At 37.9% G+C, this 17078-nt stretch carries 14 protein-coding genes; all 14 read right to left on the reverse strand.

The features are described 5' to 3' along the window. Positions 1 to 370 precede the first annotated feature (370 nt). Entirely contained in the window at positions 371 to 1126 is a 756-nt protein-coding gene (locus ACFSN5_RS07965; RefSeq protein ID WP_165211420.1) for an amino acid ABC transporter ATP-binding protein, read from the reverse strand. A gap of 9 nt (positions 1127 to 1135) precedes the next feature. Beyond that, entirely contained in the window at positions 1136 to 1810 is a 675-nt protein-coding gene (locus ACFSN5_RS07970) for an amino acid ABC transporter permease (protein WP_165211423.1), read from the reverse strand. A 10-nt stretch (positions 1811 to 1820) separates the two neighbouring features. After that, positions 1821 to 2513: an amino acid ABC transporter permease gene (locus ACFSN5_RS07975; RefSeq protein WP_165329376.1), complete on the reverse strand. Its 693-nt coding sequence runs from the start codon at positions 2511 to 2513 to the stop codon at positions 1821 to 1823. A 10-nt stretch (positions 2514 to 2523) separates the two neighbouring features. Further along, the gene (locus tag ACFSN5_RS07980; protein WP_165211429.1) at positions 2524 to 3381 is read right to left on the reverse strand and encodes a transporter substrate-binding domain-containing protein; all 858 of its coding nucleotides are present in this window, start codon (positions 3379 to 3381) and stop codon (positions 2524 to 2526) included. Positions 3382 to 3402: 21 nt separating this feature from the next. Further along, positions 3403 to 4410: a uroporphyrinogen decarboxylase family protein gene (locus tag ACFSN5_RS07985; RefSeq protein ID WP_165211432.1), complete on the reverse strand. Its 1008-nt coding sequence runs from the start codon at positions 4408 to 4410 to the stop codon at positions 3403 to 3405. A gap of 967 nt (positions 4411 to 5377) precedes the next feature. Next, positions 5378 to 6349, reverse strand: a complete 972-nt coding sequence (locus ACFSN5_RS07990) for an ROK family glucokinase (protein ID WP_165211435.1) — start codon at positions 6347 to 6349, stop codon at positions 5378 to 5380. Between the two features lie 24 nt (positions 6350 to 6373). After that, positions 6374 to 7180 carry a Cof-type HAD-IIB family hydrolase gene (locus tag ACFSN5_RS07995; protein WP_165211437.1) on the reverse strand — a complete coding sequence of 269 codons (807 nt, stop codon included), beginning with the start codon at positions 7178 to 7180 and terminating at the stop codon, positions 6374 to 6376. A 55-nt stretch (positions 7181 to 7235) separates the two neighbouring features. After that, the gene (locus ACFSN5_RS08000) at positions 7236 to 7628 is read right to left on the reverse strand and encodes a C-glycoside deglycosidase beta subunit domain-containing protein (RefSeq protein ID WP_165211440.1); all 393 of its coding nucleotides are present in this window, start codon (positions 7626 to 7628) and stop codon (positions 7236 to 7238) included. Positions 7629 to 7638: 10 nt separating this feature from the next. Further along, on the reverse strand, positions 7639 to 8643 hold the full coding sequence (locus tag ACFSN5_RS08005; RefSeq protein ID WP_206221354.1) for a sugar phosphate isomerase/epimerase family protein: 1005 nt from the start codon (positions 8641 to 8643) through the stop codon (positions 7639 to 7641). 13 nt (positions 8644 to 8656) lie between these two features. Then, the gene (locus ACFSN5_RS08010) at positions 8657 to 9571 is read right to left on the reverse strand and encodes a sugar phosphate isomerase/epimerase family protein (RefSeq protein WP_165211443.1); all 915 of its coding nucleotides are present in this window, start codon (positions 9569 to 9571) and stop codon (positions 8657 to 8659) included. 59 nt (positions 9572 to 9630) lie between these two features. Further along, positions 9631 to 10701, reverse strand: coding sequence for a Gfo/Idh/MocA family protein (locus ACFSN5_RS08015; protein ID WP_165211446.1), 1071 nt, complete (start codon positions 10699 to 10701; stop codon positions 9631 to 9633). 29 nt (positions 10702 to 10730) lie between these two features. Further along, the gene (locus ACFSN5_RS08020) at positions 10731 to 11831 is read right to left on the reverse strand and encodes a Gfo/Idh/MocA family protein (protein ID WP_165211449.1); all 1101 of its coding nucleotides are present in this window, start codon (positions 11829 to 11831) and stop codon (positions 10731 to 10733) included. A 376-nt stretch (positions 11832 to 12207) separates the two neighbouring features. Then, on the reverse strand, positions 12208 to 14058 hold the full coding sequence (locus ACFSN5_RS08025) for a glycoside-pentoside-hexuronide (GPH):cation symporter (RefSeq protein ID WP_165211452.1): 1851 nt from the start codon (positions 14056 to 14058) through the stop codon (positions 12208 to 12210). A gap of 169 nt (positions 14059 to 14227) precedes the next feature. Then, the gene (locus ACFSN5_RS08030) at positions 14228 to 16657 is read right to left on the reverse strand and encodes a GH39 family glycosyl hydrolase (protein WP_165211455.1); all 2430 of its coding nucleotides are present in this window, start codon (positions 16655 to 16657) and stop codon (positions 14228 to 14230) included. Positions 16658 to 17078 lie beyond the last annotated feature (421 nt).

Here is a 17078-nt window from a genome sequence, read left to right on the forward strand (position 1 = left end):
GTAAGGCTAAAAAGTCCAATAGCTCTTAAGTTAGAAATTGAGTTGGTATAATCAGTTCCTCCAAAAAAATACACAAAAGACACCAAGCCGCTTAAATACTGCAGTAATTGCACAGTCATTCATATCCAAAGGCACAAAAGAACAAAAAATAGACGCTCCTGCAACTCAACTGGAACGTCTAAAAATATACAGTCAGGAAAATAAGAGTAGCTTTCTTAAACATAAGTCCCTCTACCTCGTATGCCGGCTGAAGCCTGTTTTTTATAATGGCTGGCTGCTGTGATCGCAGTAAAAGATTCAAATAGCCTTAGACTTATCGACTTTTACATTTAGGTATTACATTACAGCAAGTCTTAACAGGAAACAATTGTCACTCAACAGCATACCTAGCGTCTGATAAAATACGAGCCAGAAAACGACGCGTTCGCTCTTCTTTAGGCGAAGAGAAAAACTCTCTGGGAGCTGCTGATTCAATGATATGGCCGCCATCCATAAAGACAACATGATTAGCGACATCCCTAGCAAAACTCATTTCGTGTGTCACTACAATCATGGTAATTCCTTCCTCAGCCAACTGCTTCATAACATCTAAAACATCACCAATCAGCTCCGGATCCAGAGCAGACGTCGGTTCATCAAAAAAGATAACATCAGGCTTGACAGCAATAGCACGCGCAATGCCAATACGCTGCTGCTGACCGCCGGACAGCTGACTGGGATAATAATCCTTATGGCTCAGTAAACCTACCTTCTCCAAAGCTCCCAGAGCTATGGTTTCCGCCTGTTCCTTGGGGATCCTTCTTGCAACGACGAGACCTTCTAAAATATTTTCTAAAGCTGTCTTATTGGCGAAGAGATTGTAATGCTGGAAAACAAAAGCGGTTTTTTGCCGGATAGTCAGGATATCCTTACGATTTACATTTTCTAAATTATAGGACTGCTTATCTAGGGTGAGAACCCCTTGGTCAGCCTTTTCCAGATGGTTGAGGCAACGCAAGAAAGTTGTCTTTCCTGAACCGCTGGGGCCCAAGATAACAACAACATCTCCCTTATTGACCTTCAAGCTGACATTGTCAAGGACAGTCTTATCTCCAAATTGCTTTGATAAATTTTTAATATCTAACATAGTATCTCCTTAAGCAAACCGCTTTTCTAAGGCTGAAAAGCCCCACTGAATCACCCCACAGATGATAAGATAAATGAAAAAAATAACCAGATAAGACTCGAAATACTGGTAGCCATGGGCTGCTTCCACCTTAGCAATCGCTGTGATATCCTTAACCGTCATAACAAAGACCAAAGATGTTCCCTTAACAATATTGATCACTAAATTACAGAGATTGGGGAGAGCATTTCGTAGGGCCTGAGGAAAAACAATTCTGATATAACTCTGACTTGTTGTCAAGCCGATAGACTGGGCAGCCTCTAGCTGTCCCTTATCAACCGTTAAAATGGCAGAACGTAAGATCTCTGATAAGGTCCCCGTCGTCATCAGACTAAAGATAATAAAGGCATAGTAAATAGGGTTAAGTTTAAAAATATCAAGCCCACTTGATTTTAAAATCGTATTTAAGACACTAGGCAAGAGACTGTAGAAAAATAAGATTAACAATATCGGCGGTGTTGCTCGAATAAAGGCTAGGTAAACAACAGAAAAAGCGGTTACCCCTTTGATCCTATAAATCCTCCCCAAGGCCAAAAAGAGAGCTGGAAAAAAACTCAATAAAATGGAAACAGCCATAATCGCCAAGGTAACCGGAACACCCCTTAAAGCGAGTAAAAATGTATGAACAATATAATTAAAATCCATAATCCCTCCTCTAAGCATTTCCCTTGTCAAGACGATGTTCCATCATATTAGAGACCACTGATAATACCAAGGCAATTGCCCAATAAATAAGGGCCACGGCTGTATAAGTTTCTAGCGAATAGTTTCCCAAATTACGACTAATCAGTAAGTTTCCTGCTCCCATAATATCCACTAAACCGATCGTATAGGCCAGAGCCGCATCCTTCATCAAATTCAGAACAGCTGTTGTCATATTAGGAAGCGCAATTCTAAAAATCTGCGGTAACAAGATGCGACGGAAAGTCTGATAACCTGTTAAACCGATACTTAACCCAGCTTCCAGCTGTCCCTTAGGGACTGCTAAATAGGCTGCCTTAAAAACTTCCGATATTGAAGCAGCAAAGAGTAAAACCATAGTCACCACGACAAAAATGGTTCGTGACCAGCCATCAACATCCAAATGAAGCCACCATGCCAAAAATTCAGGCAGACCATAAAAAACTAGAAAGAGTAAGACAATGGGTGGCGTACAGCGCAGTGTGAATACATATCCTCTAGCAAAACGTGCCAGTCCCATGTCAGGTACGACCTGGGCCCAAGTCAAACCGGCTCCCAGAAGCGTCCCCAATAATACGGTCAGGACAATGACCCACACAGTCAGAGGTAAAGCAGACAAAATCGTTGGCAGAAACTTAAAAATATAAGACGGCGTATAAGAAACCATAGCTTTCCCCCTATTTTGTCACGTAATTAAAGACATTTTCTCCAAAATATTTCTTCGACAATTTAGCCAAAGTGCCGTCCTTTTTCAGTTCTTTGATAGCTTTGGCATACTCTTTAACAAATTTTTTGTTGGACTTATTGCGATGAACTAAGGGGTAGGTTTCAATCCCTTTGTACGGAACCCAAGTCAATTGATCAGCATATTTATGGTAGGCACCGTCTTTATCCTTAACGGCTTGCTCAAAGGATAATTTTATATCAAAATAAGCATCGTAGCGTCCTTCCAGTACCCAAGCATAGGCATCTGCCATGGTGAAACTTTCAGCGGCTTTAAGATCTATGGGATGGTCCTCATGGCTCTTGTTATAGTCCTCAATGACATTCCACTGAGCATTTTGAGGGGAAATAGGAACTAATTTACCACTGGATTGGGCAAAAGAATCAATATCTTTAAATTTTTCTTTATCTTCCTTGCGAATCGTAAAACCAATGACACTGGCACCAATCGCATCCTTAGGGATAATAAACTTTTCAGCCCGCTCTTTTGTATACCAAGCTCCCTTAGTTCCGATATCGTACTTTCCAGATTCTAAGCCAATTAACAAATCTTCATCGCTCGTCCCAGTGTATTTAAACTTATACTGGGGCAGTTTCTTATCAATGGCTTTTAAAACGTCAACTTCATAGCCTGTATGCTTGCCCTTGTCATCAACATAATCATAGGGCGCATAATTCTGGGTGTGGGCAACCTTTAATGTCGTTACCTTGTCACTAGCAGCTCCGTCCCCTGCAAGCTGACGGCCAATAAGGGTACCTCCAATCAGTAAAACAAGGATTCCCCCAATCACAAACCATTTTTTCTGTACCATCCATTTACCTCCACTTTATCTTTACTGCGCAGCGGCTTCTCTTACCCAAGCGATACGCTCAGCAGCAATATCACTGGGGATTGTGCAGTCCGCACCAATGACAGTAGCCCTTGTACCTGCTTCTTGCAGCAGGTCTCTCACGTGTGCTTGCACTTCCTCTTTACTGCCACGATAGAGCAGGCCTTCTTTAGTATTGACAAAGCCGCCTAAAACCGTTTTCCCACCAAAGAGTTCACGTCCCTGAGACAGACTAACTCCTTCTGGACCTACTGCCCAGTTGTAAACCTGCGCCGGGTAATCCTTAAAGGACCGAATATCGTTACTGGCCCCTTCATAGCCACAGATATGAAGAACACTTAAGCCATCAGCCTGACGGGCTGCCTCAAGAATCCTCAAATCGCTAGGAGCTATATAGTTCCGATAGTCCTCAGCAGAGACCCTGTCATCCTGAATAGACTGTACACTGAGATAAATCCCTTCAATATTAGCTTCGGTAATGATTTTTCTGACGAGAATAGCAATATCTTCGGCAATGGTATCCAGTACTTTTTTCAAGGTTGATGCATCTTCTTGCAGCAAATTCGCAATAATGGTATCTCCGCTTGCTATCTGACCAGACAACTGCCATTTAAGGTAAGTCACAGGAGCAAAAATATTATAAATCGCAACAATATCCTCTGTGAAACTATTCTTAATCGCTTTAACTAACTCCACCTGCTGTTCAAACCAAGGATGATCCTCGCCTATAGAATGGATATCAGCTAATTCTTGGACAGAAGAGACGTCCGTAGTAATCAGGGGGTTAGGGTAAGTGAAAAAACCATCACTCATAATTTTGATAAAATCAGGATTAACGTCCTTGATAAATTGACGGTGCCCTTCAAGATTCTTATTAAAAAGAGCACGACTATTAAGTCCTCGTCCTAATTCTTCTTCTGGCAAAAAATGGTACCAAAAACCAACTGGTACTCTATCTACAGGTTCTCCATGAAAGGCCTTTAAGACCCACTCTTTTTTACGATTAACCATAAACTTATCTCCTTTACTAAGATACTAAGGGACGATTCGCTTTAGCGAAAATTACTGACAAAGAAATCGCGAGTAAGACAGAAATCGGTATTGTGGAACAATCGCTCTCACCGTTTTGCCTCCGCAAGGATGATGATTAGGATGGACGCTATCGCGTAGACATAAGTACAGCCAATCACCCACTGCATCAAACCAGCCGGTAATGAAGGTATCAACTATCATTGCTCCCAAGGATCAGTCCTGGGTTCCATTAACAAGATACGGCAGAGGCTGGTTATCTAAGTGCTTCGTACTTGATAGCAAATACCAATCACTAGGGTGACTTGACTATCCTTCTCACTAACTCCGTTTGGTTAATTGATTTTACTAACCAAACGTCGTGTCACAAAGCCTCTGAACAATGCTATGAATGTTAGGCTACTTGCTACAAAAGCACCAAAAGGCCTAGAAAAGTAAGTTTGAATCCACAACATCATAGACAGGCTCAATACCTATCAAATTTGCTTTAATTTTATCATCTCTTCAAACATCTGCCCAATCTATATTTATTATCATCCACGATAAATTTTCCTTATGGATAAAGGCCAAACTGTTAAACATCTTCATAAAAATCTCACATTGGCGCAATCTCCCTCGTTATATCTCTCTAAGAACTACAATCCTGATTAAGCCATTTATCTCTTATTTTGACGATATAGCGTTGCATTTTTTAAGTAAACTCTGTTTTATCTATTTTTTCATCTAAAGCTGTATAACAGTTTCCTATAATAAGTGACTACACTGCTAAAAATCAAAAAGAAGACCATTTGGGGTCTTCTCAGCAGCGACAAAACTAAATATAGTTATTCTAAGTTATAGTCCTTTTTACAACACTAGACTAGTTCAGAAAATTGTATCATTAAAAATTGATTATGTTACAAATTATTTTTACTCGTAATCCAAATTATTTTTGAATCTATGCTTTTCATTAATTATTCTTGACTCCCAGTAATACTAATTTTGATGCACCAATAACACCTGCATCATTACCCAGTTCAGCGAGAGAAATTTGGCATCTATCTCGGATTTGTGGAAAGATATTTTCGTAAGTTTTTTCAGCAATCTTTTGGCGCAAGAATTCACCTGCTGCGGAGACTCCTCCGCCAATTACAATATGACTTGGACTTAAAGTATTGGCCACATGAGATAACGCCAGCCCGAGATAGCCAGCAAATTGATCTACGATCGTATTAGCAAGTACATCACCTTTTTGGGCTGAATTAAAAATCTCTTTAGAGGTAATATCATTTCCATCGTCAACTGCCTTCTTTATACTTGAAACATCCTCGTATTCTTTTGAAAAATAGCGAGCTAAGTTTACAATTCCTGTTGCAGAGGCGACTGTTTCTAAGCATCCTTTTCCCCCGCATGTACAAGTAAACCTCTGTTCGGTATCCACTTTTAAGTGCCCAATCTCTCCTGCAGCCCCTCCGAAACCCGTGACTAGTTGGCCATTTGCAACAATTCCTCCTCCAACTCCTGTTCCCAAAGTAAACATAACCACATCACGTTCCCCTTTCCCTGCACCTCTCCATTGCTCTCCCAGCGCAGCGACATTGGCATCATTTCCAATAAAAAATGGAAGAGGAAATATGTTTTCGAATACCTTTCCAATCTGCTGTAAACGTGACCATCCAAGATTATAAGCCCCAACAACTGTTTTTTCAACTGGATTTACCTTCCCTGGTGATCCCATTCCAATACCTAGAAAATCTTTTTCAGACAATTGTAGCAACTCAAAATGTTCCTGAATTGAGTGAATAATATCAAAGACAATGTTATTTCCATTATCTAATCCATTTGTCGGAATGCTCCATTTTTCTAAAATGTCCCCACTTGGAGAGATAATAGCTATTTTTACACTTGTACCGCCTAAATCAATACCAATAATTTTTTTCATGTTTACACTTCCTTATATTCTGATTTATATATCATAACGCTCTAAAAATAGAGCTACACCATCATGATCATTACTTTCCGTTAAAAAATTACTAACCTTCTTTAGTTCAGGGACTGCATTTTCTACAGCAACACCTACTTCGGCCAGACGAATCATTTCTAAATCATTCTGATTATTCCCAAATGCCATAAGCTGTTCCGGTGATAACCCAAGTCTTTCCATGAGAATTTGTAAGGCTTTAGCTTTATTATCTCCTTTTTGCATGATTTCCAAGTAGAAATCTTCACTTTTATTGAAAGAGAAGCGATCAGCAAATTCCTTTGGTAATTGTGCCATAGCCTGATCAATTCGCTGACCGTCTCCCACGGCCATCAGCTTTATAATTGGTTTTTGAACAATTATGTTAGTCCGTAAAACTGTAAGGGGAAGCTTACCTAAGTATGACTCTCGAATAGTCAATGGATGAACTTCCTGATTATAGCTATACATCCTATCCATCGTCATCGCATGTAAACCTAATCCAAATTTTGTAAAAAGCTCATTCAATTTTTGAAAATCATAAGGAGATAGTTTCGCATAATGAAGGACTTCGCGTCCATCAGCTGTTTGGATCAAAGATCCGTTATAAGAAATTGTATAATCCGCCCCATCAAGGCCAATTTTAGTTAATAAATGTTTCACTCCATTAAAAGGGCGACCTGAACACAGGACTACATGGATACCTTTTTTCTTTAACTGATGTAGTGCAATACAATTCCTATCTGAAAGTAGTAATTGATTGTTTAAAAGGGTACCATCTAAGTCCGTTGCTACGATTTTTATTTTACTCATCCGCAATTCCTTCCAAAAGAAAATCCTGCACAACCACAGCGCAGGATTTTAGAATTTATGCAATCACAACTTTTCTAGTATTGACACCTTTAATTGGGATTGGAATATACGCTGTACGAGTAACAACAGTTAACTCAACATCATGTTCACCCGAAGATAACCCTTCTTCCTGAGTCACTCGAATTTTCAAAGGGACATCGTATTCCCACTTATAAGTGGTAACCGTTGTCATCTCATCAAGTGTGAACCAATCTTCTCCTTCTGCGCTGCAGCGGATAGCATCACGCGGTACCTCAGTACCATCAACTTTAACTCGAATATCATTAACCATTGACAAAGGAATAGCACGATAGTAAGTAATGAACGTTTCCAACTCAAAACCGACAGTTTTGCCGTCTACTACTGTATTTTTACAAGAATCCTTTTTAAAGACATTATTATCAAACATTTGTCTCCTCCTATCCTTCAATCTCAGCAATCAGGTCACGCAAGAGTTTTTGATGAGCAGCTACCTGTTCTTTTTCTACCATTGGATTGCCCGGCAAAATCCAGCGATTACCTTCATATTCGGTTGCGACATAACCATCGTAATGTTGATCGTGGAGATACTGCAAAATCTTCTTATAATCGATAGAATATTCGATACCTTCTTCTGTCATTTCCCACAGTTTAAAATGAAAGTGCTTAATATAAGGCATCAATTCATCAAGTGCAGACAATGGTGTGTTTTCATAGCCATCTGCCAGCATAATGTAAGGCATGTTTTTAGGAGTAGCAAACTTTTCAAGTTCTGGCACCATCTTACGATTGCGATCGATTAGATGAGTCCCGTCTAGTCCTTTATCAAATTGTGCATTGAACAAATCAATCACTCCGCGATCAACACCTAAGACTTTTTCATTAAAGTTATTGAAGACGCGTGGAATAGCATGGCAGAAAATACCTGTATCAACGACAATACCGCAGTAAGGAGAATTGACACGTTTCATTTCTTCAATGAATTTCGCTGTAGCAGGTTCATTAAAGCTCATACCAGCATGAATTTCTAGAGCAAAAGCTACATCATATTTTTCTGCGTATGGGAGCAGTGGTTCTATTACAAAGCTTGGAACCATTGATACCAATCGAATCAATTTGAAGCCAAGGCGGTGAGCCAGCTTGATTTCATCAATCAGCAAATCAACACATTCTTTTTCGGTCAGTGTCCGGTTATTGTAAAGATTAGTGTTCAAAAAGACATCGGCACAAACTGGTTTGGACTTCGTTTTAGCAAGAATACGATCCCATTCCGTTAAAGTCCCCTCGGTGGGATGAGGTGTTCCATGTAACATTTGATCTGGTAAAATTTCAAATCCTTGCACTTGATTTTCATCAAGATAGGCCATGATATCTTCCAAAGACATCCGACCATTCATAAATTCATCTTGTAAGCTATATAAACTTACAGCGGTTTTGATACTCATGATATCCCTCTTTCTAAATGACAAATTGACGAAGATAACGTGTGCTTAGCGCAATTGAGTTTAGAACAGCTTGATCGTCCTTTTCAAAAGATTTATCCTCTACTTCTATGCAGGTATAGCCATCAAAGCCGATATCAGTCAAAGCTGATACATATTTTCCCCAATCAACATCACCCAATCCCGGTAATTTAGGACTCATATATTGAAGAGGCGTCGCCATTACACCAACGTCTTTCAATTTATCCAATAAAAGTTTGATATCTTTATAATGGACATGGAAGATTTTATCCTTAAATTCATATAGTGGAGCAATATAATCAATTTGTTGCCATACAAAATGCGATGGATCATAATTGATCCCAAAATTATCATAAGGAAGAATTTTAAAAATTTGACGCCAAATAGCAGGTGTGGTCATCAAGTTTTGGCCCCCTGGCCACTCATCCTCTGTAAAAAGCATCGGACAATTTTCAATAGCAATTTTTACTCCTTTTTTGGCAGCATATTCGATAATTGGAGGCCACACTTTTTTAACTTCCTCTAAGTTTTCAGGAACAGCCTTACTAGGCATGCGTCCGATGAATGTTGTCACCATATTAACCCCCATCAACGCCGAGGCATCAATAACCTTGTACAAGTGAGCAATGACTTCTTGCCGTTTTTCCAAATTTTCATCTAATGGGTTGGGATAATAGGCTAATGACGATATTTCAACCCCCTTGTTTGCCGCGTAACTATTTAATTCTTCAGCCTTGTCAGCATCTAAATTAGCGACATCAATATGTGATACTCCTGCATAGCGACGACTTGCTTTTTCTTGTGGCCAACAAGCTACTTCGACACATTCCAAGCCATTTTCAGCACAAATATCAATTAATTCTTCAAATGAACTATGATCTAAAATTGCTGAGACTAATCCAAGTTTCATTTTTTCACACTTTCTATTAACAGAGAGTCCGCTCAATAGGCGAACTCCAAACTTATCACTTATTCGAAGGAAATACTGCGATGCTCTTTTGCAGATACACGAATGGCATCCACTAATTTCATTAGTCGTAAGATCTCTTCTGGCTTCACAACCAATTCTCCCTTACCTACCACATAGTCATAATAGCGATCAAAATACATCTTATGGCTAACGTTAACTTCTGGAAGGGATTCCGTCACAATACGGCCTTCAGGAGCTGGACCAAACGAACGAGTGGGACCGGCTGCTGTCATGGTAATTTGTCCAGGAACATTATGAAGCAAATCTGTTGTTCGAGTTATGTGTCCTTCTGGGTGAAAGCCATCGATTTTGGCACTTCCTTTGTTACCACCAAGGAACCAGTGCCGCTCAAACCAGCCATCTGAATTATCTAAGAAATAAGTACCAAGTTCGACTTGCCCTGTTACACCATTTTTGAATTGGAGTTGAATATTAAAATAATCATCAACATCCTTGTTAATCACATTCTTAACGGTTGCATAGACGGCTTCAACTTCACTATCAACCATGTAGAGCATTTGATCCAAGAGATGAACGCCCCAGTCATATAGCATACCACCACCAAATTCAGGATAAATATGCCAGTCATGCATATTCCCATTGAAGCCATACAAACTATTCTGAATGGTATAGGTTTTTCCGAGAGTACCACTTTGATACATTTCTTTAGCAATACAATAATCTTGATCCCAGCGGCGTTGATGATGAATTGTGAACCGTACCCCTGCATTCTCAACAGCAGCTTGCATTTCTTCAAATTCTTTTGCATTCAGAGCAGCAGGCTTTTCACAAATAATATCTTTTCCTGCTGCTGCCACCTTTTTTACCATATCTAAATGAAGGTGATTAGGAATTGCAATAATCACTGTATCAATAACATCATTTTGCAGCAATTCATCCGCAGTTAAATAGGTTTCATAACCGTCCTTAGCATTTTCTAATTGCATTTTATTGATGTCACAAACGGCAACTAATTCTGCATACTCTAAATCTTCCGTAATCATTTTGGCATGAGTTTGCCCCATAAAGCCAAAACCGATAATACCAAAATGTAATTTCTTTTCTGTCATGTTCTTAACCTCATGCCAATTCATCTCACTTAGTCATCAAAAACAACGACTTGACCAGTTTCAGCTGATTTGTAAATAGCTTCAAGAATACGTGTTACAACTATTGCTTGTTCAGGTTTAACCATTGGTTCTTTATCGTTAATGATGGCATCAAGCCATTGTTGAGCCTCCGCATCACGTTGTTCGAGACTTGCACCTGCAAATCCAAAAACACCACCCGCTTCAGAAGGTTTTGTTTCTTCCAATTGACCATGTGCGGCTTTATTGAAAACAACATAACCTTTATCCATGAAAGCTGCGCCAAACATTTCAGCACCACCTTTATCTCCACAAAGGGTTACTTGGGCTTCTTTAGGGTTAATCATATTGAGTGCCCAAGCAGCTTCAAGGAAGATAGTTGCTCCGTTTTTCATCTTAATAAGACCAAAGGCTGAATCTTCTGTTTCAAACGTTTCTGGATCCCAAGGGCCAAACATATTTCCCATTGGATTATCTTTCAATTTTTGGTAGGTTGAGCCAAGTACCATAGCTGGTTCGTAGTTGTCCATGTACCACAAAGTCAAGTCAAGGGCGTGAGTGCCGATATCAATAAGCGGTCCGCCGCCTTGTTTAGATTTGTCTGGAAAGACACCCCAAGTTGGAACACCTTTACGACGAACAGCATGAGCTTTTGCAAAGTAAATATCGCCCAGTTCACCATTTTCACAAGCATCCTTAGTAGCTAGCGAATCGGCACGGAAACGATTTTGGTAACCGATAGTCAACTTCTTACCAGTACGTTTAGCAGCATCAAGCATGGCTTTTGCTTCTTCATAGTTGATAGCCATTGGTTTTTCGCACATAACATGCTTACCGCCTTCAAGTGAAGCAACAGTAATTTCTGAGTGAGATACATTTGGTGTCAAGACATGGATAACATCAATATCAGGATGGTTAGCAATGTCATGATAGTCAGTTGTGACAAGAGCACCTTCCACACCATATTCTTTAGCAGCTTTTTGAGCACGTTCCTCAATAATGTCACAGAAAGCTACAATTTCGAGTTTATCAGACAATTTAGCAAGTGCAGGAAAATGCTTGCTATTAGCAATACCACCACAACCGATGATACCGAATCTTAATTTATTCATGATAACTTCCTCCATATTCTATTATCATTTACGCCTATTATTATAAGACCAAATTCACCATAAAACTTCTCATTTTTAAACTTCCTTGTTCTCCTGATTTTGTGGTATTTATTCTCTATTCTTATATAAATGCAAAAAAGTATCATTTTTAATGATATTATTTAAACATAAACGACTTATCTATATAAATGCTGATGGTAGAAGAACTAACCTCAGTAATTCAATATCAGCTTGTATAAAACTATAAGGGAACGCCCATTATCAATTCCCTTTTCTCTTAAAGAATATCGGATGTTCTATCTCTAAGAACTTTTGGGTGTAAGAATTGGTAACAAAAATGAGGATAAGACTTTGTTTCCCATCCTCATTATTAAAGTTATTTCTTAACTTGTAGTAAGGCATCCTCAACTGATACCTGACCATCTTGAACCAGACTTGTGATAGAGCTGTAATCTAAAGTATTTGTGACAAGGACTAATACAATATCATCTAAGCCTGCGCCTTCAATAACATCTCTATCAAATGCGCCTAATTGTTGCCCAACCTGAACTTTATCGCCCACTTTAACAGTCTTAGCAAATCCCTTGCCATCTAGTGCAACGGTTCCCAAGCCCAAGTGAATCAAGAGTTCGGCACCATTTGTAGTTCTCAATGTATAAACATGTCCTGTTGAATAAACACTTGTAACGATACCATTTGCTGGTGACACAAGAATGCTGGAGTCCGGCTTAATTGCAAATCCTTGTCCAAGTGCACCACTTGCAAATACATTATCGTCTACATTTTCCAGAGAAATGAATTTACCTGAAACGGGGGCATATATTCTCTCGTCACTTACCACAATTTCTTCTGATACTTCATCAACATTGGCACGAATTTCACGTTTATCCATTAATTGGAGATGAATTTCATCCATTCGTTCTGCTGAAAGGTCCCACATAAAGTAAGCTATAGCTGCACCAATAATGAATAGAATTGCAGGAACCAAATTTACAATTAAGTTAATTCCTGCTTGAGTACTAGGTGTTTGTTGAACATTTGGTCTGTACCCCATGTAGGACAAGGCCAAGACACCTACTGCACCACCCACAGCATTACCGACTTTTGTTGCTAATCCATAAGTTGCATAAGCAGTACCGTCTGTACGAACACCAGTTTGTAGCTCTTGGTAATCAACCGAATCAGCAACCATCGTTAAGGTGATTGGGTAACCCATATTAAAGATACCAAAAATGATGTGCCCAATGATAATCAATATAATATTCGAAAAATCAGAAAAGTAAACAATTATTAAGCCAATACCTTGAATCATCATAGATCCTGCCAGAACTGTTCGTTTCCCAAACTTTTTAATCAAAGGAACGATAAATAAAGAACAGATTACACCTCCAATAGAAGGAATAGTCATTAATAGTGAAATTAATGCAAAACTACCTAAACAGTAAATAACGTAGTATGATGTTATGGCAATCCTCCCCATATAGGCAGTCATTTGAAGAATCATGATCCCAAATACAATCATTAAGTATTTATTACCCACAATATTTTTTAAAGTAACACTTAATGGAACTTTTTCTGAACGAATGGGTTTTACAACTTCTCTCGCTGTTTTAAAGACTCCGTAGAAAATTGGTAATGATACAATCGCATAGATCAGAGCGGTCATCAAATATCCTGAACTAGTTGCAGTTTTTGAGCCTTTTGAAAAGAATAGCATAATTGGAACAGATAATGAATTTACAATAATCATACCTGCATTCATCCCAATTGATCGATAAGCATTCAGCGTATTGCGTTCTTGATCGTCCGTGGTCATGACGGCAGCCATAGCTCCATAAGGTATTGTAACTAAAGTATAAAGTAAGCCAGCAATGATATATGTGAATGCTGCCCAAGCAACTCCTGATGTTCCGTTTCCAAAGGGACCTGTAAATGTTAAGACACTAAATACAACTAAAAATGGTGAACCAAATATAATGTAGGGTCTAAATCTACCCCATTTTGATTCTGTTCTTTCAGCAATAACCCCCATCACAGGATCATTAAAGGCGTCAAAAATACGAGCAATGAACATAATTGCTGAAACTGCTGCAGGAGCTAACCCAACAATATCCGTATAATAGACGGTTAGGTATGTCCCAACAAATGTCCAAACAAATTGACTAGCCAAATCACCCATACCATACATAATCATAGTAAGATTACTGAGCTTTTTTTGTTCCTCCATTTTAAAGAACCTCCAAATATAATTTTTGCATTGTACAATACTCGGCATCTTTATTTTGCCAAAAATGTAATCGCTTCACTTATCGCTTTTAAATATTTAAGCAATACATTTTTGTCTAAAAAAAAACAACGATCTCTTTTGTTTAAAAAAAGACCATTGTTTTTACATATTATTTTTCGATTTCCACTAGAACCATATCATGTGGCTCTAACTCAACCTGATATTTTAGCTCTCCATTTAAATTCGTTTTACTTTTTTCCCTTGATAATTCAGGTATACATCTAAGTTTGAGATAATTTACCTCTTCTTGACTAAAGTGATCATCCAAGCTCAAGCCATTTAATTGCGTCAAGAAAGCACCGTGATTAACTCCCATGTATCTTGACTTAATCTTATATACGCTATTAGGTTTTAGTTGTCCGATTTCAAATTGGTAAACTGTTTTTCCATCATCATCAAAAATAGTTCCTATTGTCAATTTGGTTAAATTTCTATTTTCTTCAAAATAGTACAAATTATTCAGATGACAATAATGATAGAGTAATAATGAAATTTTGTTTTGATTTTTTATAACTACAACACCCTCAGATTGATAAAGTAATTTCCCTTCTAAATTATTTAAAAAGTCAAAAGCAAAAAAACTTGGTTTCGGAATCCCATTTTTAGAAATTAAACCACTACCCCCAAAAATTTCTTGCTTATTAACATCTATAGTTGAAAAGGATTGATCAGAAGCCAACCAATAGCCAACAATTTCACAAATTCCCCAAATATCAATTAAGTTCTTAAGGATATATGGACCTTTAAATGCTGTATCGTTAATCAGATCTCTGGAACTAATGGTAACATTGAATTCTGACACGATTATCGTTGAGCATAATTTAGATTCATCTAGACATTCCTTTATATTTTGTAGAAGTTCTTTAAAAAGATGGGTGTTTGCTGAAATAACTGCTGATGACCGCTTACTATGTGGCCTGTGTTTTAGTCCATCAAACGAAAACATGCTAACCGTTAAAAAGTCAGGTTTTATTTCTTCATTCGACCACTCCTCAATAAAAGATTGATAATCCTGCCTTTCTAAATCTAAACTAAGACCACTGCCCCCAACTGCTATTTCGGGAATAATACTTTGTATTAGAGTCTTCACTTGACTGAAAAAATAAAAATAGCCACTATTCTTTGATATATCAAGAATAGTATCTTCAAGCACCAACTTTTTTAATCCTTCAGTTTCTAAAGTTTCTAAGACGTAATGATTGGGCTTCCAAATTTCAATTTTCCATCGTCGGACATTTTCATAACCGAATTGTTCTACAATATGTTCCATGAATACTCGATAACGCTCTAGTATATCTGAAAATTGATTATTAGGAAGTTCAAAGTTTTCTTGATTCACAACTTTAGAAATCGATTCGTGAATTTGTTTACCCTTAAATCCTAAATCTAAGAACGGAATTAGTTTCAAATCTAATATATTTTGTAAGATCTCATCTACTTTGGTAAAATCAAATCTATCATCTCTCTGGTGTAAAATTGAATCACTTAAGATTCCCCAAGTCCGACCGTAGTCAAATGACGTAAAATTATTCAGGGAAGCTAACTCTTTGACCAACGAACCGTATATTAAATCGCCAGCGTATCCCAAATTAATCATCATTTGCTGCTTTTCAACTGACCAACTTGGATCTACTTCTGTATTAATGCTAATTCTTTCTTTTTCAGTAGTATATGAGCTATCTACTAAATATTCTTTAGCCTCCTCAAAGTCCACTATTTTTTCTTCTTCTGAAGTTTTTTCTATTTTTAAATTTTTCTTTATCTCAAAACGGTATTCACTGGGTGTTACACCTTGGTACTTTTTAAAAAGACGATTAAAAGAATTGATATTCGAAAATCCAGACGAATAAGCAATATCAGTAATACTATCATCAGTTTCTAGCAATAGCTGCCTAACTTTTGCCAAACGGCATTTTATGAGGTACTCTGAAATTCCAATTCCATTTTGTTCCTTGAAAATTCGAGACAAATATTGTTCTGTTACATACAGTTGCTCTGCTAGGTCCGACAATCGAATTTCTTTCTCAAAATTATTATCAATATAGAACTTTATATCTTCTATCTGACTTTTAATATTTTTATCAGTTCGTTGTCTCAGTTCAACACGATAGTACTCTTCTAGGAGAACCAAAAGAGAAAAATACTTTTGAAGAATAGCAGTCTGTGTGTTAGAACTAGGAGCAATTTTTGAAAGCAAAATTTGTTTAAGGTAATAAATTAAATTAGAGTCCGTAGGCTTACTTTGGTCAATATTATTCCCCCTAAAGGCATAAGAATAGTTCTCCTTATCATTTTTTGAAAAGTAGTCTAGAACATATAGAAAACCTTTCCCTGTTTTCAGGGTGGCTTCTACAGCTACTGCTTTAGGAATAATATAAAAATTATCCTTCTTAAGGATGATCGTTTTATTATCTATCTTTACTTCGACTTCTCCATCTAAAACAAATAATATATGGATTCTAGAATCAAAAAAATTAAAATTATCCTTTCTTTGTAACGAGTATATTTTAATATGATCCCAAGGATTCAAAAAATTCATACTTATCCTCCTCGTAAAATAAGTTTATGGAGGCTGGGAAAAAGTATTCCAGCTCTCTATTTTTTTGCAGTAATAATAGTTTAACGCAGTGGTTGGGAAGGTCCTTATCTTGGGGTGCAGTCCCCATTTAAGGCACCCCCTTAAACAGTCCACTGGACTGTTTAACTACTCCGCAATTGTTAGCGGCCATCCTAATCAACTGTACAGAGGGGGAACGGCGAAGTTGATTTATATAAAAAATTGACTTCTGTCCCATTCTCAAGTGTTATGCATGTTTAGTCGCTTGACTATTGCAAGGTTTTCCACAACAACAGAGGCATGGAATGGACTCATAGTTGTTTCGTATCCTCATTGTTTATCTTGATCTTTACAGTTAACTTCATTATAACACTCTGGATTTTTTATTTCACTTCTGACTAAA

Source organism: Streptococcus tangpeifui, from assembly GCF_044503215.1.
Classification (GTDB): Bacteria; Bacillota; Bacilli; order Lactobacillales; family Streptococcaceae; genus Streptococcus; species Streptococcus tangpeifui.

Coding starts and splice junctions, on each gene's coding strand:
- ACFSN5_RS07995 (WP_165211437.1), bottom strand. CDS start 7,180: ATGAGTAAAATAAAAATCGTAGCAACGGACTTAGATGGTACCCTTTTA.
- ACFSN5_RS07980 (WP_165211429.1), bottom strand. CDS start 3,381: ATGGTACAGAAAAAATGGTTTGTGATTGGGGGAATCCTTGTTTTACTG.
- ACFSN5_RS07975 (WP_165329376.1), bottom strand. CDS start 2,513: ATGGTTTCTTATACGCCGTCTTATATTTTTAAGTTTCTGCCAACGATT.
- ACFSN5_RS07985 (WP_165211432.1), bottom strand. CDS start 4,410: ATGGTTAATCGTAAAAAAGAGTGGGTCTTAAAGGCCTTTCATGGAGAA.
- ACFSN5_RS08015 (WP_165211446.1), bottom strand. CDS start 10,701: ATGACAGAAAAGAAATTACATTTTGGTATTATCGGTTTTGGCTTTATG.
- ACFSN5_RS08005 (WP_206221354.1), bottom strand. CDS start 8,643: ATGAGTATCAAAACCGCTGTAAGTTTATATAGCTTACAAGATGAATTT.
- ACFSN5_RS07970 (WP_165211423.1), bottom strand. CDS start 1,810: ATGGATTTTAATTATATTGTTCATACATTTTTACTCGCTTTAAGGGGT.
- ACFSN5_RS08025 (WP_165211452.1), bottom strand. CDS start 14,058: ATGGAGGAACAAAAAAAGCTCAGTAATCTTACTATGATTATGTATGGT.
- ACFSN5_RS08020 (WP_165211449.1), bottom strand. CDS start 11,831: ATGAATAAATTAAGATTCGGTATCATCGGTTGTGGTGGTATTGCTAAT.
- ACFSN5_RS08010 (WP_165211443.1), bottom strand. CDS start 9,571: ATGAAACTTGGATTAGTCTCAGCAATTTTAGATCATAGTTCATTTGAA.
- ACFSN5_RS07965 (WP_165211420.1), bottom strand. CDS start 1,126: ATGTTAGATATTAAAAATTTATCAAAGCAATTTGGAGATAAGACTGTC.
- ACFSN5_RS08030 (WP_165211455.1), bottom strand. CDS start 16,657: ATGAATTTTTTGAATCCTTGGGATCATATTAAAATATACTCGTTACAA.
- ACFSN5_RS07990 (WP_165211435.1), bottom strand. CDS start 6,349: ATGAAAAAAATTATTGGTATTGATTTAGGCGGTACAAGTGTAAAAATA.
- ACFSN5_RS08000 (WP_165211440.1), bottom strand. CDS start 7,628: ATGTTTGATAATAATGTCTTTAAAAAGGATTCTTGTAAAAATACAGTA.